This is a genomic window from Planktothrix pseudagardhii, assembly GCF_904830925.1.
GTDB lineage: Bacteria > Cyanobacteriota > Cyanobacteriia > Cyanobacteriales > Microcoleaceae > Planktothrix > Planktothrix tepida.
Map to the genome: position 1 here is coordinate 3,155,355 of NZ_LR882967.1, position 22,165 is coordinate 3,177,519.

Consider the following 22,165-nt stretch of genomic DNA (forward strand, 5'->3'; position numbering starts at 1 on the left):
TATATTCCTCTATTAGATTTCCCTTTTTTATCTTAACTACCAGATAGTCTGTACAAGGGGATAGCTCAAAATTTTGCTATCATAAGTTACTAAGGGAATACCATATCGTTTAGCGATCGCTACTAAAATTCTATCTGCTGGATCTTTATGGAAAGTTTCTGGTAAAGATGTACTTGCGATCGCATGAGTAAAATCATTGCTAGTTTTCATAAAAAGAAAGAAATTTTAAAAAAAATAGAAGCAGAAATGCCCAATATTAGGTTAGAGTTTTTACCTCCTTACAGCCCTGACTTTAATTTAATTGAACTGGTTTGGCATTCAGCCAAAGAATATATAGCTCATCGACTATTTGAATCAGTTGAGCAGCTAGAAGACTTGTTACATAAATTATTAAATGAAGGAGAGCTTATTATTAATTGGCATCGTAAAATTAAAAACAAAGGAAATGCTGTTTGTTAAATCAAGCTGCGTAGCAGCTTATTGGAGGCAGAGCCTCCGGTAGGCATTCCCTGGTAGAACCAGGGAACCAGAGGGTGGAGGGGTTTATGAAATGATTTCGATGGGAATTAATCCGGGTAAATCTTGATAGTTTCGATAACTGGAATATCGCCAATGGAGGGGATCGTCAATATAACCACGTTTAACTGGATTGTTATGAATATAGTCTAATTTTTGCCATAACATTTCTTCTGTGAGGATAGCTTGAGGATGAAAGCCTTCTTGCCAAAGTTGATAGTCTTGATCAGTTTTATGGGGGAGTTTAGCGGCTTTAAGTTGAGTTAATAGATGATGACTTTGATTTTGCTTGAGTTGATCAATAATAGAACGAGCGGTAAAGGATTTAAAGGTTCTGATTTCTTTGGATAAGTTTTCAGCAGTTCCAATTAAATGTAGATGGTTCTCCATTAAAACGTAGCTGTGTAAAATTAAGCGCTGTTGGTCGTGTAAAAACTTTAAGGAATTAAGGATAATTTGAGCAAATTCTGGATGGCTGAAAATGGGAATCCAGTTAACGGTTGTGCAAGTCACAAAATGGGGTCTATCTTCTAATACTTTATAGCGGCTACGTCCCATCTCGATTTAATTTTACTTTGGTTTTTAGGGTTGACTGCATTGATGATTATACTACCCCTCGTCCCCCTCGTTGCTAGGTTCCACCTAGCAATGCCTTTTTGCAGGCTCCGCCTGCTGTTATCGGAGGCAGAGCCTCCTGTGGGCATTCCCTGGTGGAACCAGGAAACGAGGGGAAAGCCGTTCAGAAGCGATTCGTCAAGCCCAATTTAAGCTGCGTAATTTGACAGGAGATCAATTATATGCTAACTATAAACAACAATTAGAGGCTTATTTTGAGCAGCAAAACTGGGGCGAAAATCAAACAGAAATGGTTAAAATTCAACGATTACGATTAGACTTACTTTGTCGGGAACCATTACCCTTTGTCAGTCCCCAATATTGGGCGGGTTTTGTATCTCAGGGTTTAGCGTAGGCGGAAAATAGGGATACAATATATTGTGTCCCTACTGCTCATTTTTTTGTCAATTCTTGTCAGACGGTAAAAAATCAGTATTAAGAACTTCTTCTACCGTAAAGGGAGACTCTGGGGGAAATTCATTAATCGATAAACCTGTTTCACCTGCGGCTAGTTTCCTAGCATTTTGATAAGATTCATTAAAAATCTCTTCAAAAAAACGATATAAACTCGGACTGGTTGTGAAAGTATCTCCGAGGCGTATTCGATGTTCTATAATGGTGTACACCCAACTATTTGTTCGTTTTTCCGGCTGATATTTATACTTGAGTAAGTGCATCAGAAGTATTCTCAGATTACTTTTTAAAGCATTTTTCTCACTTCTCCCCATACTTTCCAGTTCCTCTAGGATATTTTCTAAATCTATATCGGCAAAATTTCTCTCTCTTAATAAGTTTATATTGGTTTGTAGCCACTCATAAAAATCCTGTTCATAAAGGGACTTTATTGCCATTGATTGAATCGTTGTCATTGAGTTTTACTCCTTTTCTATTATGTACATCAGTCTAACAGATTTCATTGAGATTAATATTATTAATCACGATTATCTTCAAAGGTGACATCTTCATATAAAGCGTCAATAGGAGTGCGAAAATCAATACTTTTTAAATGAATTTCACTCCCTGGGTGGTAGAATTGTAAGACCCAAAGACCTTCAGGATTTCGACGTAAGCATTCAACACGCTGACGTTTTTGGTTAATTAAAATATATTCTTGTAACGTTTCTAATTGTTGATAGTCGGCAAATTTATCACCTCTGTCAAAGGCTTCTGTTTTTGGGGATAAAACTTCAACAATTAAACAAGGATATTTTTTATAATTTGTTAATTCTCGATCTCTCGGATCACAAGTCACTAAAATATCAGGATAGTAATAAATATTAGCTGTATCAATTTGGGCTTTCATATCGGACATATAGACACGACAACCCCGTCCTCGAACATGATTTCTTAAGGCTGAAGCTAAGTTTAAGCAAATGGTAACATGAGCATCACTGGCCCCTGCCATTGCATAAACTTGCCCGTCAATATATTCGTGTTTGATAGGGCTGGTTTCTTCCCCTGCTAGATAATCTTCGAGAGAAATGTAATTTTGCTGTTGATTTGCTACCATGGTTTTAAAAAATAAGTGATTCTGAGGTAATGTTATTAGAATTAATGATTTGCATTGATTATAACATTTTGTGGTGGAGTGTGAACGCCTCTACGATTTGAAAAGTTGACTCCGAAGGTTCAAGAAATAATATGATTAAAGTTTGAAATTGTATTGAAGAGTGTTAAAAATGTTGAAAGGGTTGTATCAACGCTTTATTTATATTACTTCGTCCTTAATATTGTGGGGTTGTGCCAATTCCACCTCGCTTTTTCCACCGACTAAAACCCTTAACGTTGCCGTCTCCCCAACACCAAAACCACCGCAACCCATCGAAGAAAAACCTGTTAATGGGTTAGGAGGTTACTTCTATTCTAACGGTGAAAATGCTTTTGGGCCGTTTACCCAGCGCATGGTACAAAAATGTCAAGGCTTGAATGGGGGGAGTGTTTGTAATACCCAACAATGGCCGGAAGCCTTGTTCCTCAAAGCCTATGGACAAAAACGTTGTCCTGATGGGAGTCGCTTCAATCAAATTCTGGGCTACTGCGTTGATGGAAATGAAGCGTTAGGGCCTTTTCCTAAAGAGCTTATCCCAACCTGTAACCAAGCTAACGATAGCAGCACTTGTGTGTCAACTCGCCAGAATGCCCGCTTGTTGTATAAAAAGATGCAGGATAAAAAACTGATTACCCCGGTCGGTCGTCCCCCTCAGTTTGTTCTACTGGCTTTTGATGGTTCTCGCTCCCTGGATGCGTGGAAAAAATCTCGCAATTTCACTCAAACTATGGCAAAAAAGAATATTCAGGCTCACTTTACCTATTTTATTAGCGGGGTTTACTTTGTAAATAATGAGAAACGCAATCTCTATACCCCTCCTGGGGGAAAAGGTCGGGGACGGTCTGCCATTGGTTGGGGTGGCACTCCCGAAGAGATTAATCTGCGCCTGGAACAGTTGAACAAAGCCTACCAAGAAGGTCATGAAATTGGCTCCCATGCGGTGGGTCATTTTGATGGGAGTCGCTGGAGTGAGGCGGACTGGACGCGAGAATTTGACTATTTTAATCAATTTATTTTTAATGCTTACAAAATCAACAATTTAAAAGGGTCTTTGGCATTTGATGTCAGTGCAATTCAAGGATTTCGTGCTCCTGAGTTGGGTCAGAGTCCGGGTTTATATAAAACCTTGAAAAAAAGAAGATTTCGTTATGATACTAGCCGAGTCGCCGCCGCGAATTATTGGCCAAAACTTGAAAATGGGGTTTGGAATTTCCCCTTGGCTTCTCTTACAACAGCGATGACTCGCAAAAATGTTTTATCAATGGATTATAACTTTTACTATGCCCATTCTAAGGGAAAACCTAACTCTAGTAATGCCAAACGTTATGAAGAAGATATGTTTCAAACCTATTTAAAATATTTCCAAAGTAACTATTTAGGAAACCGTGCACCTGTGCATATCGGTCATCATTTTTCCGATTGGAATCAAGGTGCTTACTGGAAAGCGCTATTTCGCTTTGCGGAGGAGGTTTGTGGGAAACCAGAAGTTCAATGTGTTACCTATAGTGTGTTAGCGGATTTTATGGATTTACAAACTCCTGAACAAATTGCTATTTATCAGAAGGGGGGTTTTCCTAAATTAGATAAAGGAAAAAAGAATTAAATCCTGTTCTTTGTTCCTATTCTTTTTATGGCTCTTTTGAAGAATAAAATTGATGGAAGTGGTGCGTAAAAAGAAACCTTACGCACCTTACAGTATCGTATTTTTTAAGCGGTTAACGCTTGGCTAGAAAGTCGTAAAATTTCGGTGGTTTTAAAGCCGATTTGATGGAGAGATTCTCCATAATGAACCATAAATTCTTCGATGAGTTCGAGTTTGTTCATTCCGAGCACTTTAACATCAGATTCAACTTGATTGAGCATTCGCAAGATGATGGGTAAAATTTGACGATTTGCGGTTTCTAGTTCGGCTTTGATCTCTTGAAAGTGTTGTTTGAGCCAAAGAATTCCAAAGTTAAGATGGTGGTATTCATCTTTAACGACAGATTGAGTAATTTTTCGAGCAAAATTATCGGCAACGGGAATATAGTTATGATAAGCTGCGATCGCAAAGGATTCAATGACTAAGGATTGAATTAACAAACAAGTTGCAATTTTTGAGGTAGTTGCTGCTGTTTGAAATAATTGGCGCAAATCAGCAAAAAAATACTTTGCCATTTCTAAATCAGGAATAACATTCAAGTTTTTACCACAGGCTTCAAAACTTTTACGATGACCCTGTTCCATTTTACCTAACTTAATTAATTCTTTGGAAAATTCGGGCAAAAGTTCAGCCAAACTGATAAAATTATCATAGGCTTCCTGTTCTCCTTCAATCACAATTCCGTTAATTCGGCTGAAGCTATCACGGTAAGTATCGCTATTATAATCTAACTTTTGAGTGGATAAGGATTCAGACATTTTAAATTAGCCTCCTGATAGTATACTGGGTTTAAATCATCAGTTAATCTGTTTTGAATAGCATTATTAGGCTAGGTTTTCTAGCCAAGGTCTTGCTCCGGTAGTCCGACGAATTTCTCGCCAAATTGCTGTAGCAGCTAACGCTCCATCTCCTGCTGCTATTATAACTTGATTTAACCCCACTTTTAAATCCCCAATTGCAAAAATTCTAGGGTGAGAAGTTCGACACATTTTATCAGTGAGTAAATTATTTCCTTGTAGTTCCAGATTAATATCTTTAAGATAGGTATTATGATAGCGAGATCCCATCGAAATTAATCCAGTTTCTAACTCAATTAAGCTTCCATCGGTTAACTCAACTCCGGTCATTTTATGATTTTTTCCGACAAATTGATGAATGGGGGTTTCTATGATTGGATAACCATATTCTTTTAATTTATTTCTCAGAGGTTCACTGATGGTAAATACTCCATGGGTAAAAATAGTAATATAAGGAGTAAACCAACTTAAATTAAATACCATTTCTTCAATTGCGACTTCACTCCCAGCAAAAAAACCACATTTTTTATCAATCATTTCATACCCATCACAGACCATACAAACGTGCAGGTTATAACCCGCATATTCGTAAACGTTTCGCATATCATCTAAGGGAGGTAAATAGTCGATAATTCCGCTTGCAGCAATTAAGTATTTTGAACGAAACACCGCTTCAATACTATTTTGACGACCGACTTTGACTTTAATGGCAAAGGTTTGTCCTTCATCGATGACTTCTTCAACAAAACCGTTGAGAAAATCCCCATCTAAACTAGCATAATGTTCTTTTCCCCGTTGTAATAAAACTCGTCCGGGTGTATCGGGAGGTAAACCCAAATAATTATGTAATTCCTGCATCCAAAATGACCGAGCTTTGCCTTTATCAATCATTAAACTAGAAAGGCGATAACGTTTTAAATAAATTCCTGCCGAAAGTCCACCAGCACCGCCACCAATCACTATAACATCATAAATTGGGTTTTGTTTATCCTGTAAATTATTTTTGGAAAGCTGCATAATTTTTCTCCGTTGATTGATTAACTAATTCGAGCCATAATTGCTGCAAATAAAGGCAAGAATGTAAAACAGATTAATTCTCCTTTGATTAACCAGGACAGTCGATTCAGTTTGGAAGATTCTAAGCAAGGAGCTTTACCATTTTGTAGATTTTTAAACCATAAAATAAAGGTAAATGTAGGATACAATGATAATAAACTAACGAGGATAAATATCCCCATTTTTGCGTAAAAAAATGGATTATTGAGGTAATAATCTGTTCCTTTTCCAAAGTATAAAACTCTTAAGACTCCTGTAATTACAATTAAGGTGGCTGCTATCCCATAAACCAGATCCGCAAAAGCAACTTTTTTGGCTTCATTTAGGGTCATTTCTTTTTTTAAGTTAAAACTCTCTACTGTGAGAGCCGCAAACGCTAACATAAAACCTAAGTAATGGAAATAAGCTGTAATTGAACTTGCCCACATAGTTCTGTAAAGAGTTTGTCTGATGACTGAGGATTAAAAAGGTTTTCGGCGTTTTTTCAATATTTATGATTATATTGTCATTTAGTAGTATAACTGATTGCAAAAGATTTTCAATCAGTAATTATACTTATCGTGCTTCAAATCCAGCCCAAAAACAAGGTTTATAGCACTACGCGGTATGGCGCGTCTCTACTAAATCCAGCTAAAATCAGGAGATTTCTTAATGCTAAACTCATCCCATGCTTCCCTTTTAAATCATTAACTTGAATAATAAAACAGTTAATCCAGCCATGAATAATAAATGAGGCAGGTTACTGATTAGTCTTTGTATCCCGGTTGCTTCGTCGCTTTGTTTGGTAATTCGTAGCAGAGGATAAGGGCTAAAAACTAATGCGGAAAGTAGTGTTACCCCTTGCAGAAATTGAGCCACATCTAAACTCCAAGTTAGAGTGGGTAATCCTGCCCCACTATATCCTAAAGAACGAGCTAATACGGGGAGAATTTGTCCGGCTTCGGTAATAAAAGAAGGAACGTAGTGGGCTAAATTGGCAGCCAAAACAAACGGGAGATAGGCGTAAATAATCGTTAAATAACTGGGTTGTTCAGGATCAAAAAAGCGAGCGATCGCATGAGTTCCTAATGTTAAAATAGCAGGTATACTGAGTAATACTAAAGTGATGGGTAAACTGCTTAGAAAATGATCGGCATCGACAGGTAAATTTTCCCATCCCCACCAACCTAAAATAGTCTGGGAATGGTGCATAAACACACCCCCAAATAATAGTAATAACAGGGCTACTTCTGCCCAAAAACCCTGATGATCATCTAATAAATCCGATGCAGGAAAGCGTAAATTTAACTGTCCTGAGCGATTGGGACAAGCTTTCAAACAATCCATACAAAGCATACAATCACGGTTATCTTGCAATTGGGCGGGATGGGAGTAAAGCGGACAACCTTTACTCGCTTGTCCTTCGTTGGGTAAGGCATCAATAAAGTTAAGTGGAGTTTCCGTACTGCCTTTATAACAGCCAAAGGTATTACACTGACTCCCACAAACTTGCTGAGTTGAGCGCAATTCCGTTATCGACAGTTTAGCAAACATCCCATTCATGCCACCAATAGGACAGAGATAGCGACACCATAACCGACGTTCATAAATTAAACTACAAATCACAGCCCCAGCCGTAATTGTTAATAATAACCAAGCAGAAAGATAGGCATGATGGGGCAAATCCCACAGTTTTTCCCACAGGTAAATGATTACAAACCCGGCAAATAATATCCACGCACCCCAACGATTGAGCCATGAGGTATTCCAGGTGAGTTGCTGACGGGGAAATAACCACAGGGAAAGTTGGCGCATCCATTCACCCACAATCATAAACGGGCAGATAGCACACCAAACTCGCCCCACAAAGGCGAATAAAAATAGATAACCAGGCCACCACCAAGCCCAAAATAAGTTGAGGGTAATGCTGTTATCTCGTGATTGGGAACCGATAAAACCTAAAATTGTAACGGGGATGAAAATTGCCATCATCAAGATCCAGATCCCTTCGGGATACCAATGACTCAACAACAATTTCCGCAACCCTGGAACATGGGTGAGCAAATCAATCCGAAAGGCATTTTTCCTAGATTCTACTGACCACAAAGCTTGTTCTGGAATCACCGATTGTCCGATGGGGGTCATCATCACGGCACGGTGCAATATTTCGGCTAATTCTGCTAAATTGCCGGGATATTCGTAACTCATCAAACGGCGCAAATCTGCCCGATCCAATTGCAGAAGAGGGCGATTTTGTTCCCGACAAAATTGATTCAGAAAGTATTCGGCAAATTCGGGAATATCGGCTTTCCGTTGGGGTAAAGTTAATAGTTTAATTGAAATAATTTCAATATCGGGAAAAATGAGTTTGTTGGCAGAGGCAAAAATTAAACGCACCCAAGATTGAACGGGTTGAGGTGGTTCGTGAGATAATTGATGGTGGTTTAATATGCCATGATTGGGGATAATTAATCCTGTTTTCAAATAGTGAATTAATCGAGTGCGATCGCCTTCACTTAAAACCTGAACGTTATCGAGTAATAAGGTTCCCTGTTCTAATAATTCCAGAATACCCGGTTGATTTCCCGTTCTGCCAAATAAGACATCGGTATTGAGTCTACCATCTGCGGTATGGGGAAGTTCGGCACAATCTAATTCAGCAAAGGGTCGGTCAGCTAATTGAGAACGCAGGTGGATCAATCCCGCTAAAAAGGTTTTTCCGCTACCCGGTTGGGCTTGAAACACCACAGGCGTTAACGTAGATGCGGCTTGATCGATTTTTTGAGCGAGTTTTTGGGTAGCTTTGCTATGACCCAGAATCATTTCCCCGGTGGGAATATCTTGGATGTAGGGTTGCAAGCCTCGAATGCGTTCTTCTTCCCAAGCAATGCGGCTGGCAAGATCATCTAAGTCTCGCATCAACAGGGAATAGATCGCTTGTTGAATAGCAGGATAGTCTATCACCAATTCCAAAAACTGGTTTTGGGGTAAAAACAGGATTTCACTGGCTGTCAGGGCGATCGCACTACTATGGTACGTTCCTTCATCGGAACTCGCCACCAGTGTATAGCCAAATAAATCTCCAGGGTGGCGATCGCGGATCGACAATTTACCAATGGGCGATTGTTGAAAGATTTCCACCTTTCCCAGCTTGAGCAGATATAGCCCGATGGGAGTTTGTCCTTCTCGATAAATCAGACTTCCTGCTTCGACTTGGAAGCGATAAAACAATTGGGAAATTGCTTGCATCGCGCTTTCTGGCAGGCTTTCCCAGATAGGTTGACTCCCTAGCCAACCCATATCTTCTGCTCTTTTCCCTTCATCGGAAGCAACTGTTGGATCGTAATCGATGGGTTGTGGCAAGGGGAAGATGCTTGTTAACTCGATTATAGAGTTCATCAAATTTCCCTCAATTCAGCAAGCAAGATTTGAAAATACTGGCTTTTGAGAATTGATCATACTCGAATATTTTTCAGATTTGAAGTAGCTGATCGTACAATTTCTCAGGATAGCGTCAACTTTAAACTCAAGAATTTAGGTTCTTTCACCCTTAAAAAAAGTGTCCTTGACCTCTATTCGGTTGAGTTTGACAGCGTTCAAAGGCGGGTAAATGCCTTTCCTGAGAAATTTGACGCAGTTGAGTAAAGGCGGCTTTTAAATCGGGCTGGGTAACAAAACTTAAAAAATTATCATACATTTTTACGTTATCAATTTCGGTTTCTACTCCCATTTGACAAGCTTCTTTTAAGGTATCAGGTACGGAAATATGACCAGAAAATGTATCATTGGGAACAGGCATTCCATAGTGAGCAAATAAGTTGACCCAAAGATTGACATGATTATTTTCCGATTGAACAATATTGCTAAATGGACGAACTGAACCCAATTTTTGGATAACCGCATTATACAAAGCTCTGGCGCGATATTCATCATTAATCGAGTCAATCATAGCTTGTTGGGTTTTAGAATCTAAAGCAGTTTTAGAAAGTGCTTTTAAAGGGAAAAAGCCGGGAAAAATTATGCTATTGCTAGTGATAATGATTCCTGCTATTAACCCCTGAAAAGCTGTGCCAAGATTGTTTTTGATCGGTTTGTAGTTGTTCATAACCGTAGGGGCGGGGTCAGCCCGCCCGCGCATCAGTAATCAGTCAACCCTCAAGTTCACAATCCCAATTTAGCTAAAACAGGTTGAGGGGAAACAATATGCTTATTCATGCCCAATTTTCCGGGTTTTATTCCTAATGCTAATCCGATAATTTCGGTGATATATAAAATCGGTAAATTGTAAGAAATATTGTATTTTTTCTCAATTTCTCCTTGACGTAGTTCTAAGTTCGTATCGCACAAGGGACAAGCTAAAACAATACAATCCGCGCCCTGAAATTTTGCCTCATCTAAGAGTTGTTTAGTTAGGTCAAAGGCGATATCCTGTTGAGAAACTAAAATCGGGCCACCACAACATTTTGTCTTTAAGGAAAAATCAATGACTTCTGCCCCACAAATTGCTGAAAGTTTATCCATTGACATCGGAACAATCGGAGAATCCCAGCCCGTAATATCCGCAGGTCGAGTTAACAAACAGCCATAATAACAAACCACTTTTAACCCGGTTAACGGCTTTTTAATATGGGGCGTAATATCAATATCATTGGCTAACACATCCACCACATTTCTAACACGGATATTGTAGTCCGAAATTGATAATCCCATTTTCGATAAAATCACTGAAATTCTATCTTTTTCGGCGGCATCTTCTAAGGCTTTGGCTGCCCGTGCAGATTTATTATAGCATCCTGAACAAGATGTTAATAAATCCAGATTTTCTTTTTGCGCTAATACCACATTTCTCGCAGCCATTGCCATCCCAACATCGTGAGAAACTCCAGCAGCAACAGAACCCCCACAACAAGACCAATCTTGCAGTTCTTTGAGTTCAATTCCTAATTCCTCCATAACAACTTTTGTGGAGATATCAAACTCTCTAGCAGTGGTATGGAGACTGCATCCAGGGTAGTAAGAATATTTCATGATTGTTTTGCCTCTTCTAATGCTTCACTAAAGGTTTTAGGGTCTTTGATTTTTGCAGGAAACGGTGACATTTTTCCTTTAAGGGTTAATTTAATGCCCAATTCTGCTTGATCGATCATGGCTTGTAAACCGCCATATTTCTGCATTAATTCTGGTTCAAACAGAATGCCTCGTTTCTGCACTAACTCAACAAAAATTTGATTAAAACGAGTTGAATTGTTCTCAATTCCTTCGCGAATGGCGATCGCTTTTACCGCTTCAATCACATCAGAAGGACGCACCCCACGGGGACATCGGGAGGTACAAATATAACAAGAACTACACATCCACAAAGCGTTACTTTTAAGTACCTTCTCCCATTCCCCTCGTTGTGTCATTAAAATGAGGGTTCGAGGGGACATATCCATCTGATCAATATTGGTACAGCCACCGCTACAAGTCCCACACTGCATACAAGCCGCGATCGCAGCCCCTTTTCCCCCTTCAGCAACCACTTTTTTAACAAAATCGGAGTTCATTTTATCGCCATCGAGTTGGCGATCAGCTTTCAACCCAAAGACAAATTTTTTCGCTTTTGTTGCCATAATTTTTTCCTCTTTTATTTGAGAGATGTTGCTATTTCTGTTATGAATTGCCCATTCAAATGAGTTGCTAAATTTTGTGAATAACGAGCAACAAAACTGGCAATTTCTGCGGCAGCCGAGCGACCATCGGTAATTGATTCCATAATGGCTTTTGGCCCTGTTGCTGCCCCCGCTAGAAAAATACCTTCACGGGTTGACATATTATTAGAATATTGTTGATGGGCGGTGGCATAAAAGCGATCACATCCTAATTTTAAATTCGCTATTTCTGCTAACTCTGGGTTGCCTTCCATTCCCACCATTAACACTAACAAATCAACGCTTAATCGCATCGGTTTTGCCGTTAAGGTATCTTCTAAGCGCAGTAATAAATTGCCATCCTTTTTCTCACTCGCTTCTGACAACCGACCCCGTAAAAATTGCACCCCATATTGTTCTTGAGAGGTGCGGTAAAGTTCCTCATAACCGCGACCAAACACCCGTATATCCATATAAAGGCAGTAAACGTCACAATCGGGATGTTGTTCTTTAATTTCAATCGCCAGTTTAATCGTATTTGTACAACAAACGCGAGAACAGTAATTATTATTCACCTTTTCATCACGAGAACCAACGCAATGAATCATGGCTATTTTTTTCGGAACTTGTCCCGACCGGGTTTTAATATTCTGGTCTTTTAGCATCAGATCGAGTTCAACTGAAGTGATGCAATTATCATAAATTCCATAACCGTATTCTTCCTTCAATCTGGCATCAAAATGCTTATATCCGGTTGAAACTAAAATTGCTGCTGCTTCAAGATTTTCTCCCGTTGATGTTGTGAGTTGAAAGTTGGGGGAAGACCCTTGAATTTCGGTTACGGTTGTATTAGTTAAAATTCGAGTTTTTCCTAAACCTGCTTTCAGATTAGCCGTAATTTCTGAAGCGTCCGTAAAGTCAGGAAACACTTTATACCACTTGTTTAAATGTCCGCCAATTTCAGCTTGTTTTTCAATTAAAACCACCTCATAACCAAAGTCTTGAAGTTTTCCAGCCGCTGCCAATCCCGCAGGGCCACCACCAATAATCACCACAGGTTTGTTCATGTTTCCTCCCTTTTTTTTAGGAAATAAAATTCAATAGGTATGATGATTTACAATTTCAATAACTGATAACTGATAACTGATAACTGATTAAAACGGTCTTCTCCGTTCTTCAAAGGTTTTAGATTTGTCGTAAGAAATGCCAATTTTATCTAATAAGGGTTCAATAGGAACAACTTTGGCATTTAATCCACAATCTTTAAAAGGATCGTATCCTAACATCAAACCCGTCAGTTGAGCATAGTCGAGAATACTAACATTAAATTCTTCTTCCAAGACTTCTTTAATCGTTCCTTGTTCCGCATCTAAAAACACCGTACACCCCGGACAATTGGTTAAAATTAAATTACAATCGGGATGGGTTTCTTTGAGACTTTTCATCTTTTTATAAACGCTACTAGCGGTATAGTCTCGATTTTCAGGAAATGCACATTGACGAAAACCCATGCCGCAGCAATGTCTTCTTTCTGGATAATCAACAATTTCCGCGCCAAATGCTTCTAATAACCCGACTAAAACTTGGGGAAATTCAGATCCCCCCATGCACTCACCCGGAAAGATTTTGCCATAGTGGCAGCCAATATGATCAACCGCTTTTATTCCTTTTAAACTATATTTAGCTTTTTCTGCTAATTTATGGCGATTGGCAAAAAACACATCAGACGCATGAACTACAGACGGTCTACCCCCAGAAACATGAGGAACCCAAAACTCACGCCCTGTGGTTTCTTTTAACATTTTTTCTGTATATTCTCGTAACTCTGGTTCTTCTTCCCAAAGTTGAATCATTTCAGTGTAATTCGCGAAAGAAGTCACACAAAATGAGAAGAGATTATCGACTCCTAATTCATCATGGGCAACGGAAAAATTACGAGCCGCAACCACCATTTGGGTTTCCAGATTAGTCACATCTCCGTGATAGCCAATTGCCCCACAAGAAGTATGTCCAGCTGCTTCGCGTAAATCAATTCCTAAGTCATTTTTTAAGATTTTATAGGCAATTCCTTCTGTATAGGGGGCAGCACTTTGCAGAAAACAACTGCGGAAACATCCCCATACATTCCCACCGGGTTCATCAACGGTTGGAACGTGCTTTTGATGTTTTTCCCAAGCTAAATTTTGTCTAGCTACTTTCATTGTGTTTTTTCCTTTTTTATTGATGTCAATTTTTAATCTTTGATGGATGCTAATTTAGGAATTAACCGGGCAAATTACCGCTCTCATATTCTGGCTATTGTCTGCATTATAGTAAGAGCAGCCATCGGGTTTTGAGTCAGAGAAAAGCCCATCGGCAAGTCGTTTGTAGATAAGTTACTGATCCCTCCTATATTAGATGAAGCAAAGGGCTGGTTTCGGGCAGTAAAACTATTATCAATATTCAGATAACTCTGCTCAACTGCTGATAACCCAGTGCTGTTAATTTGACTTGACGAACCCAAGACAAAATTTGCTGCATAAGCTGAGTTACCCCCACCATTGCTAACGAAGCTTTGATTGCTTCCACCTCCAGTTAGAGGGTCATCTATTATTGTTTCCTGAATCTGATTCGTTAAATTATTAGAGGTATTAGAGGAGTTAGTATTAACAGTTTCGCCAGTCAAGTTTGAAGTAAATGCACTCAGATGATTATTTGATCCCTTCAAAAGTTGTTCATATACCTTTTGAATATCAGCGTTATCTGTTTGGGCAATTCGCTCTTGTAAATCTGCAATATCAGTCTCCTCAATCAACACTCCTACCTGTAAGGCTGCCGTTAGGGATTCACTGCCTTGGGCTATCAGATTATTGTACAATTGTTGTAAATCTGGATTGACAAAAACACCGATCAGATTATCACCAACTGGATCTTCAATTTGATAGTTATTAAGCAGGGTTTCTATCTGATTCTCATGACGATCTTCGCTATTGGCGATGTTGTTAAAAATAGACAATCCCCACTGTTCATACAGGGTGACGTAGACATCATGCGCCAGTTTTTCTTCTTCGCGCATATAGAGTAGTCCTTCCGTTTCGGAGGCATCCAGACTGCTATTGACGCTACTAAAATTATTAACTGTCTGCATAATTTTTCTCCTGATTTATTCTCCCATCTCGTAGTTTCTGCTATCAGCCGTTTCTACCCAATTTTCCCAATATTTTTCAACTTCTTCTTTGCTACCGAGTTTCTTTTCCATGCCTTTTTCAACAGCATCCATTAACTCAAGTGCCCCAGTTGCTTGATAAATTGCCCGCAATTCATCCATGTCTTTTTCGGGTATCATGCGGTGGGAACCTGCACTATTTTCTAAGTTCATGGGAACATCCCACCACTCTCGCATTTCCGCCATGTGTTCGTAATAGTATTCCCAGTTTTCTCCGAGTTCAGGAAAGTGGGCCGGGGTGATATTTTCTGCCACTAAGGTATAACCTCGTTTAAGCAGATTTTCCCCAAAGACTCGTTTAGCAAATAATTGTTGTCTGCCTTTTTCGGACTCTGCAAAGTAACCATAACGAACGGAAAGCCTACGCAAAGCCAGAATCACTTGGGCGGTGCTGTTACCTCTGGGACATCGGGGTTTACAGGAGAAACATTGTCCGCAAAACCAGATTTTATCAGATTTAAGTAACTCCATGAGGGAGTCTTCATCTTCCAGATGGCAAATGTTCATCACTTCTCTCGGAGAGTAGTCATAAACTTCGGCGGCTGGACAAACCGCAGTACAGATGCCACAGTTCAGGCAGGCATTCATCCCGTGTTGGTATTGAATATCTCGTTTAAGTTCGTTAACTAGCTGGCCCATCAGCCAAACCCTCCGATGCAATTTTTATTAACTGATTAAATATTTATATTATTATATGGTTATATAAAATATACAAAATGTCAATCAGTAAATGTACTTAATTCAGAAGTGGAAAAAGGTAGGAGTCGATTGATCTATGAGCAATGGCATAGCAAAAAGTTAGATCAATCTGCTCCTACCGCCTGATTTTAGGAATAGAACACTTCTTAAGACGAATCAGATTAATCTGCAACAACTGATTTGGTTTTTTAAACCTAATTTATTTTATTATGATATTGTCATTCTGTCAATCCAAAAAGTTAAAATTTTTTATTTTTATTTCCCATAATCAATAGAATATTGAGCCACAAATTGTCATTAAAAAATAACTAATTAGTAGCGATATTTTTTATAAAGTTTTGAATAAAAAATGGTGCGTAAGCTTAAGCTTACGCACCCTAGGAGGTTATTTTTTCCACTGCATAAATTTAATGTACTCTCCCTCAAATCGATCTCCCGTAAGCATTCGATTCCAATAAATCCAGGGTAAAGCGGTAACTTTCATTGTCCACATAATTGCCCGTTCTTTAACCGGATTGAGGGGGAAACTGGATAGAACTGTGGTATTATAACCATTAAATTCTGCCATAATAGTCCGATCATACCCGGTAATTAAGGGACAACAAGTATAACCATCATATTGACTGATTAACGGTTTTGAAGCCATCAAAGCGAGTAAATTTTTAGCAACAACCGGTGCTTGTTTGCGAATAGCGGCGGCGGTTTTAGAAGTGGGTAAAGATGAAGCATCACCTAAACTAAAAACATTCGGATATCGCTTATGTTGCAAGGTATAAGCATCGATATCAACCCAACCATAGGGATTATTCGGAACAGCTAAAGGACTATGTTTAATAAAGTCCGGTGCACTTTGGGGCGGAGCAACGTGAATCATATCATAGGGATAACTCACTTGATCAATTACATTGCCATTGTTATCCAAAATATCGAAAAGTGCTGTTTTTGTTTCAGCGATAATCGCTTTTAAATTATGTCGGAACTGAACATTAATCTCTCGTTCTTTAATAACATTTTCTAACAGATGAGAATATTCAGGAACAGAAAACATCCGATTTCCGGGGGAAAAAAACATCACGTTGGTTCGTTGACGAACTCCCCATTTTAGACGGAAAGTGTCATCGGCCATGTACATGACTTTTTGAGGTGCACCCCCACATTTAATCGGAGTATTCGGAAAGGTAAATAAAGCATTTCCACCTTTAAAATTACGAATCAATTCCCAAGTATAGGGTGCATACCGAGGAGAATAATTTGTGGTGACACCCTCTTTTCCTAACGCTTCTTTGAGTCCTGAAATCAGATGCCAATCAATTTGAATACCCGGACAAACAATTAAATAATCATATCGAACCAGGAAACCCGCTTGAGTTAAAACTTGATTGTGATCTGGGTCTAAGTGAATGACTTTATCTTTAATCCAAGTGGCATCTTGAGGAATAACATCTCGTTGATTTCTAACGGTATCTTCAATCTGGAAGACACCCCCTCCCGTTAATGTCCAACCCGGTTGATAATAGTGTTTATCGGAAGGATCAATAATAGCAATATCGAGAAAATGATTCTGATTAAAAAGTAGAGATGCGGTTGTAATTCCGGCTGCCCCTGCTCCGATAATCACGATTTGATAATTTAAGGTTTTAGTAACCGTTGGAAGTGTCACTTTATCGGAAATTTCGACGGGTTTGATTGTAGATATAACCATATTGAGTGTTGTTGTGTAAGAAGAGTTGTTGTTAGTGAAAATCAATCCATAAATGCTGTTAATTGCATCAGGAATTACAAGACTGTTTCTAAAAGTTGTCCGGCTGCTTTCCAACCTTGAATACTAGGAGGAAATCCTCGAACATTCTGATAGCCTAAAAGTTCTAATGCCATCACTCCCATTGCCGTCCGATAACCTGTTGTACAATACAAAACCACAGGACGATCTTGAGGAATTTGATCGATATTTTGAGTTAAGGATCTTAAAGGAATGTTGATGGCAGTTGGAATATGACCGAAAGCATATTCAGAAGGTTCTCGAACATCAATTAAAACCAGATCACCTTGTTGTATCAGATTTTGAAGATCCTGAATCTTCATGATTGCATAATATCGGGGAGGAATTTCTTCCAAAAAATGAGTGATCACTGGGTTCAAATTTTCCGGTGCATTAACCGGCTCTCCTAAATCAAAAGAACTGGCTAAGGCAGGTACAGGCTTAAACAGTAAGACAGGAGAAAGGAGCAACCCAATCAGCAAAAATAATAATAATAATTTTTGCCTGATTTTACCGAGATTTCCAAACATAAACATATCCATTCTGTAACAGCTAAATCTCAAAGCCTAGAAATAAAAATGATGTAATCCGATGGTTATTATTGTTAGAATGGCACTAGAAACCGGGTTGATAACCCAATTTTTTTTACCAATCCGATTTCTATTGCTGTTGTTAAACCCACCAAGGTTGAGCTTGAGTTCGGGGATCTAATTCTGTCCAGGGAGAAATCCAAATTTGGTTATTTCTAACCGCAACATGAACTAATTTTAACGGTAAAGGTGCTGGCCCTCGTAAAACTGAACCATCGGCACTATAACGGGAACCATGACAAGGACATTGAAATTGTTGATCAACAGAATTCCAAGGAAACGTACACCCTAAATGGGTACAATTATTGACAATTCCCATCGAATTTAAACAGCTATTTTCTTCAACAATCAAATAGGTTGGATCTCCTGCTAAACCCGCAACTAAAGCACGAGTTCCAGGGGCCTCGGCTAAAATTTGGCTAGCAGGAATGGGATTTCCTAAGATATCTTTTGCCAAAATTGCCCCATCTTCTCCACTTTCTGCCGGAGGAAGAACATATTCAACTACAGGATAAAGAACGGCTCCCGCAGTGGTCGCAACAACTGCACCTGTTAAAAAATTCAGGAGTTGACGACGGGACAAAGAAGGACTTTCCAGAGGTAGGCTATTTTCCATTAAAGTTCAGTTAGGAGAAAAACCGACTTCTCGTTTAAATCTGAAGAAGCCGGAGATTAAAAAGACGCGGTTAGAAGGAATCAAAACCGACAGTTCAGACGTGGATCACTTCAATGCCAAAGTTGGCACTGTTGATCGCCTCGGCGTTTATAAGTGCTGAAACCTGCAAGGAATAAAAGTTAGGACTTACACACAGTACCCAAGAAATCAGGTTTCTGGCTATTTTTCAGGATGGAAACTTGATTTTTGCTCCAGAAACCTGGCTTTTGCATCAGCCCATTGGGTAAGTCCTAGAGTTAGAGGATAAATATGCAGGTATTTTAATATTGTCATTTAGTTATATGGTTGTCAAGGTAATTGAAAATTTTTTTATAAATCTATCTTTCTATAAAACTATATGGTAGGATAGTTTTGTTGCTGTTTTCCCCCCAAGGAGTGAAAAACCATGCTCTTTCGCCAACTGTTCGATCCAGAAACCAGTACCTATACTTATCTAATTGCGGACGAAACAACTCAAGAGGCGATTTTAGTTGATCCTGTGTTAGAGCAAGTAGAACGAGATATCACCCTATTGGAACAATTAGGATTGACCTTGCGGTATTGTTTAGAAACCCATGTTCATGCGGATCATATTACCGGAACTGGAAAACTTAGAGAACGCACCGGATGTTCAGGAATTGTTCCCGAAAACGCCATTGTTAATTGTGCTGATCGCTTGATTAAAGATGGGGAGATTTTAGAAATTGGGGATATTAAAATTCAAGCGATCGCAACCTTGGGACATACCGATAGCCACATGGCGTATTTAGTGAATGGGGAGTGGTTATTAACTGGAGATTCCTTATTAATTCGAGGCTGTGGACGTACCGATTTTCAAAGTGGAAATGCGGGATTACTCTACGATCATATTACTCAAAAATTATTTACTCTGCCCGATCAAACCGCCGTTTATCCGGGTCATGATTATCAAGGACGAACGGTTTCTACCATTGGAGAAGAAAAACAATTTAATCCTCGGTTTGTTGGCAAAGATCGAAACAGCTTTATTGAGATGATGAATAACTTAAATCTACCTAACCCGAAAAAAATTGCTGAAGCAGTTCCGGCGAATCAACTGTGTGGAAATCAAGTTTAAAGCAAGATGGTCTGCAAACCTGATAAAATTAATGATTACCAATGCAATTACCCGACTCAAAATATGGCTAACTTTATTACTGACCAATTACAATCAATTGATGCGACAACCTTAAAACAATGGCTGGAACAAGATGAAATTACTCTGATTGATGTTCGAGAACCGTCTGAATATGCAGGAGAACATATTTCCGGGTCAATTTCCATGCCCTTATCTACATTTGATCCGAATCAATTACCGATTAACGGCTCAAAACCCTTTGTTTTTTACTGCCAAACCAGCAACCGCAGTAGCCAAGCGGCTCAAAAATTGTTTGCCTTTGGGTTTAAACAGGTCATGCACCTACAAGGGGGATTAAACAGTTGGAAACAAGTAGGATATCCCACCCTTGTTAATAAAAATGCACCTATTAGCATGATGCAACAGGTACAAATAATTGCGGGTTCATTGGTGTTAATCGGAACCTTATTAGGTGTATTTGTTTCTCCCAATTTTTTATTTTTAAGTGGGTTTGTCGGGGCTGGATTACTCTTTGCCGGAATTACCAATACTTGCATGATGGCACAATTATTAGCAAAATTACCTTATAATCAGCGTGTTTAAGTTAACATCAATGCAACAATATTTTCCGATTTTAAACTGGGGATTAAATTACAAAAAAACAGATTTAACCGGAGATTTAACCGCCGGAATTATTGTTGCAAGTTTGTTAATTCCCCAGGGAATGGCTTATGCAATGCTGGCAGGTTTACCCCCAGAAGTCGGGCTCTATGCCAGCATTTTTCCTCAGATTGTTTATGCCTGTTTAGGAACCGCTTCCATGCTGTCGGTGGCTCCGGTTGCGGTCGATTCTTTAATGGTCGCAACGGCTGTGAGTGCGATCGCCAAAGAAAACACGCCAGAATATTGGGGATATGCCTTAACCTTAGCTTTATTAGTCGGAATCATTGAACTTTTAATCGGAATTTTTCGGTTAGGATTTGTTGCCAATTTCCTCAGCCAAGCGGTGATTTCTGGTTTTATTAGTGCCGCAGCCATTCTAATTGGATTTAGCCAAGTTAAACATCTATTGGGAATCAAAATTCCTCAAACTGAATCGTTTTTAAGTACCGTTACTGCTATTTTTCAGGAAAGTCCTCATCTCAATGGCATAACGTTGACATTAGGAATAATCAGTTTAGTCTTATTACTCTATTTTAATCGAGGTTTAGGACAATATCTCAAATCCAAAGGAGTTCAGGAATCAATTATTATTCCCCTCACCAAAAGTGGGCCGTTAATGGTGGTGATCGCAAGTTCAATCTTAGTCGGGTTACTCCATTTAGATCAATTATTTGGGGTGAAAGTGGTGGGAGAAATTCCTAAAGGGTTTCCGCCTTTGACTTTCCCTAATTTAGATCTAAACCATCTGCAATTATTAGGAACCTCCGCCTTAGCCATTAGTTTTGTTGGCTTTATGGAAGCGTTTTCAGTGGGGCAATTTTTAGCCAGTAAACAACGCAAAACAGTTGAAGCCAATCAAGAATTAATTGCCTTGGGAGCCTCAAATATTACCGCCTCATTCACGGGAGGCTATCCAATAACGGGGGGATTAAGTCGTTCCGTTGTCAACTATTCCGCCGGAGCCAATACCGGGTTAGCATCAGTCATTACTGCCGTATTTTTGATGTTAACGGTTTTGATTTTAACACCTTTATTTTATTACTTACCCCAAACCAGTTTAGCCGCGATTATTTTAGTTGCCGTTGGCAATCTCCTTGATTTTTCGACTCTAAAACGGTTATGGCAATATAATAAACTGGATGCAATTACCTGGTGCGGTACGTTTGTTGCAGTTCTGTTCACCAGCGCACAAGAAGGTATTATTATTGGGGTATTAATTTCTTTAGTTTTACATTTAGCTCGAACCAGTAAACCCCATATTGCGATTGTGGGACGGGTGGGAAATACAGAACATTTTCGCAATATTCTACGTCATTCGGTGGCAACTTGCCCTCATATTTTAGCGGTGCGCGTGGATGAAAGTTTATATTTTGTGAATACTAAATATTTAGAAAACTATTTATTAAAGCTGGTAACAGAACAAAAAGAAGTTGAATATTTACTCTTAGTTTGCAGTGGGATTAACTTAATTGATGGCAGTGCTTTAGAAACCCTTCAACGTTTGATTGATGATTTAAGGGGAATGGGCATTGAGTTTTATTTATCTGAAGTCAAAGGCCCGGTTTTTGATCAATTAGAAAAAGTTGGGTTTGTGGATAAATTAGGACGCGATCACATTTTCTTAAGCACAGACCAAGCCATGAAAGAATTATCTCAACGAGTTTCCGTTTAAAGTTATATGTCTTATCATTAGAATTAACCTTCGCTTACCCAT

General features: G+C 39.1%; 23 protein-coding genes and 1 pseudogene. 6 read left to right on the forward strand and 18 right to left on the reverse strand.

The features are described 5' to 3' along the window. Window positions 1-36 precede the first annotated feature (36 nt). Window positions 37-210 (reverse strand): PIN domain-containing protein, encoded by a 174-nt coding sequence (locus tag NMK36_RS13370; RefSeq protein WP_222425260.1) that lies wholly within the window; start codon window positions 208-210, stop codon window positions 37-39. Between NMK36_RS13370 and NMK36_RS13375 the strand changes: the two are divergent. Continuing rightward, window positions 199-459: pseudogene (locus tag NMK36_RS13375) on the forward strand (transposase); the annotation flags it as partial. The gene NMK36_RS13370 and the pseudogene NMK36_RS13375 overlap by 12 nt on opposite strands. A gap of 84 nt (window positions 460-543) precedes the next feature. Here NMK36_RS13375 and NMK36_RS13380 read toward each other — a convergent pair. Next, window positions 544-1,074 carry an REP-associated tyrosine transposase gene (locus tag NMK36_RS13380; RefSeq protein WP_254173944.1) on the reverse strand — a complete coding sequence of 177 codons (531 nt, stop codon included), beginning with the start codon at window positions 1,072-1,074 and terminating at the stop codon, window positions 544-546. 220 nt (window positions 1,075-1,294) lie between these two features. Between NMK36_RS13380 and NMK36_RS13385 the strand changes: the two genes are divergently transcribed. Beyond that, complete coding sequence (locus NMK36_RS13385; RefSeq protein WP_072720526.1) at window positions 1,295-1,486, forward strand: hypothetical protein; 192 nt, start codon at window positions 1,295-1,297, stop codon at window positions 1,484-1,486. 49 nt (window positions 1,487-1,535) lie between these two features. Here NMK36_RS13385 and NMK36_RS13390 read toward each other — a convergent pair whose 3' ends face one another. Then, on the reverse strand, window positions 1,536-2,000 hold the full coding sequence (locus NMK36_RS13390) for a DUF29 domain-containing protein (RefSeq protein WP_072721136.1): 465 nt from the start codon (window positions 1,998-2,000) through the stop codon (window positions 1,536-1,538). A 62-nt stretch (window positions 2,001-2,062) separates the two neighbouring features. After that, window positions 2,063-2,641 (reverse strand): Uma2 family endonuclease, encoded by a 579-nt coding sequence (locus NMK36_RS13395; protein WP_072720527.1) that lies wholly within the window; start codon window positions 2,639-2,641, stop codon window positions 2,063-2,065. Window positions 2,642-2,810: 169 nt separating this feature from the next. Between NMK36_RS13395 and NMK36_RS13400 the strand changes: the two genes are divergently transcribed. Next, entirely contained in the window at window positions 2,811-4,283 is a 1,473-nt protein-coding gene (locus NMK36_RS13400) for a polysaccharide deacetylase family protein (protein ID WP_254173945.1), read from the forward strand. 104 nt (window positions 4,284-4,387) lie between these two features. Here NMK36_RS13400 and NMK36_RS13405 read toward each other — a convergent pair whose 3' ends face one another. The 14 genes from NMK36_RS13405 to petC form a co-directional block, all read right to left on the reverse strand. After that, window positions 4,388-5,080 (reverse strand): aldehyde oxygenase (deformylating), encoded by a 693-nt coding sequence (locus NMK36_RS13405; RefSeq protein ID WP_254173946.1) that lies wholly within the window; start codon window positions 5,078-5,080, stop codon window positions 4,388-4,390. Between the two features lie 66 nt (window positions 5,081-5,146). Beyond that, window positions 5,147-6,136 (reverse strand): NAD(P)/FAD-dependent oxidoreductase, encoded by a 990-nt coding sequence (locus NMK36_RS13410; RefSeq protein ID WP_072720530.1) that lies wholly within the window; start codon window positions 6,134-6,136, stop codon window positions 5,147-5,149. 20 nt (window positions 6,137-6,156) lie between these two features. Next, window positions 6,157-6,603, reverse strand: a complete 447-nt coding sequence (locus NMK36_RS13415) for a DUF2214 family protein (protein WP_072720531.1) — start codon at window positions 6,601-6,603, stop codon at window positions 6,157-6,159. 250 nt (window positions 6,604-6,853) lie between these two features. Then, a complete protein-coding gene (locus NMK36_RS13420; RefSeq protein WP_254173947.1) occupies window positions 6,854-9,553 on the reverse strand; it encodes a cyclic nucleotide-binding domain-containing protein in 2,700 nt (899 codons plus the stop codon). Window positions 9,554-9,704: 151 nt separating this feature from the next. Further along, window positions 9,705-10,259: a ferritin-like domain-containing protein gene (locus tag NMK36_RS13425; protein ID WP_186440418.1), complete on the reverse strand. Its 555-nt coding sequence runs from the start codon at window positions 10,257-10,259 to the stop codon at window positions 9,705-9,707. A 56-nt stretch (window positions 10,260-10,315) separates the two neighbouring features. Then, window positions 10,316-11,182 carry a CoB--CoM heterodisulfide reductase iron-sulfur subunit B family protein gene (locus NMK36_RS13430; protein ID WP_072720533.1) on the reverse strand — a complete coding sequence of 289 codons (867 nt, stop codon included), beginning with the start codon at window positions 11,180-11,182 and terminating at the stop codon, window positions 10,316-10,318. After that, a complete protein-coding gene (locus NMK36_RS13435) occupies window positions 11,179-11,766 on the reverse strand; it encodes a 4Fe-4S dicluster domain-containing protein (protein WP_254173948.1) in 588 nt (195 codons plus the stop codon). Before NMK36_RS13435 ends, NMK36_RS13430 begins: the two co-directional genes overlap by 4 nt. Before the next feature lie 14 nt (window positions 11,767-11,780). Next, the gene (locus tag NMK36_RS13440; RefSeq protein ID WP_254173949.1) at window positions 11,781-12,851 is read right to left on the reverse strand and encodes an FAD-dependent oxidoreductase; all 1,071 of its coding nucleotides are present in this window, start codon (window positions 12,849-12,851) and stop codon (window positions 11,781-11,783) included. Window positions 12,852-12,938: 87 nt separating this feature from the next. Then, entirely contained in the window at window positions 12,939-13,985 is a 1,047-nt protein-coding gene (locus NMK36_RS13445) for a heterodisulfide reductase-related iron-sulfur binding cluster (protein ID WP_072720536.1), read from the reverse strand. An 83-nt stretch (window positions 13,986-14,068) separates the two neighbouring features. Next, complete coding sequence (locus tag NMK36_RS13450; protein ID WP_254173950.1) at window positions 14,069-14,911, reverse strand: DUF2202 domain-containing protein; 843 nt, start codon at window positions 14,909-14,911, stop codon at window positions 14,069-14,071. Between the two features lie 15 nt (window positions 14,912-14,926). Next, window positions 14,927-15,628 carry a 4Fe-4S dicluster domain-containing protein gene (locus tag NMK36_RS13455; protein WP_254173951.1) on the reverse strand — a complete coding sequence of 234 codons (702 nt, stop codon included), beginning with the start codon at window positions 15,626-15,628 and terminating at the stop codon, window positions 14,927-14,929. A gap of 445 nt (window positions 15,629-16,073) precedes the next feature. Further along, the gene (locus NMK36_RS13460) at window positions 16,074-17,390 is read right to left on the reverse strand and encodes an NAD(P)/FAD-dependent oxidoreductase (protein WP_254173952.1); all 1,317 of its coding nucleotides are present in this window, start codon (window positions 17,388-17,390) and stop codon (window positions 16,074-16,076) included. Window positions 17,391-17,464: 74 nt separating this feature from the next. Then, the gene (locus tag NMK36_RS13465) at window positions 17,465-17,989 is read right to left on the reverse strand and encodes a rhodanese-like domain-containing protein (RefSeq protein WP_245824312.1); all 525 of its coding nucleotides are present in this window, start codon (window positions 17,987-17,989) and stop codon (window positions 17,465-17,467) included. Window positions 17,990-18,119: 130 nt separating this feature from the next. After that, complete coding sequence (petC, locus tag NMK36_RS13470) at window positions 18,120-18,653, reverse strand: cytochrome b6-f complex iron-sulfur subunit (protein ID WP_072720541.1); 534 nt, start codon at window positions 18,651-18,653, stop codon at window positions 18,120-18,122. 445 nt (window positions 18,654-19,098) lie between these two features. Between petC and NMK36_RS13475 the strand changes: the two genes are divergently transcribed. From NMK36_RS13475 to NMK36_RS13485, 3 genes are read left to right on the forward strand one after another with little or no spacing between them, the layout of a single operon-like run. Continuing rightward, window positions 19,099-19,788, forward strand: a complete 690-nt coding sequence (locus tag NMK36_RS13475) for an MBL fold metallo-hydrolase (protein WP_254173953.1) — start codon at window positions 19,099-19,101, stop codon at window positions 19,786-19,788. Between the two features lie 6 nt (window positions 19,789-19,794). Continuing rightward, window positions 19,795-20,391 carry a rhodanese-like domain-containing protein gene (locus tag NMK36_RS13480; protein WP_254173954.1) on the forward strand — a complete coding sequence of 199 codons (597 nt, stop codon included), beginning with the start codon at window positions 19,795-19,797 and terminating at the stop codon, window positions 20,389-20,391. Window positions 20,392-20,401: 10 nt separating this feature from the next. Further along, window positions 20,402-22,123 (forward strand): SulP family inorganic anion transporter, encoded by a 1,722-nt coding sequence (locus tag NMK36_RS13485; protein ID WP_072721139.1) that lies wholly within the window; start codon window positions 20,402-20,404, stop codon window positions 22,121-22,123. The last annotated feature ends 42 nt before the right edge of the window (window positions 22,124-22,165 follow it).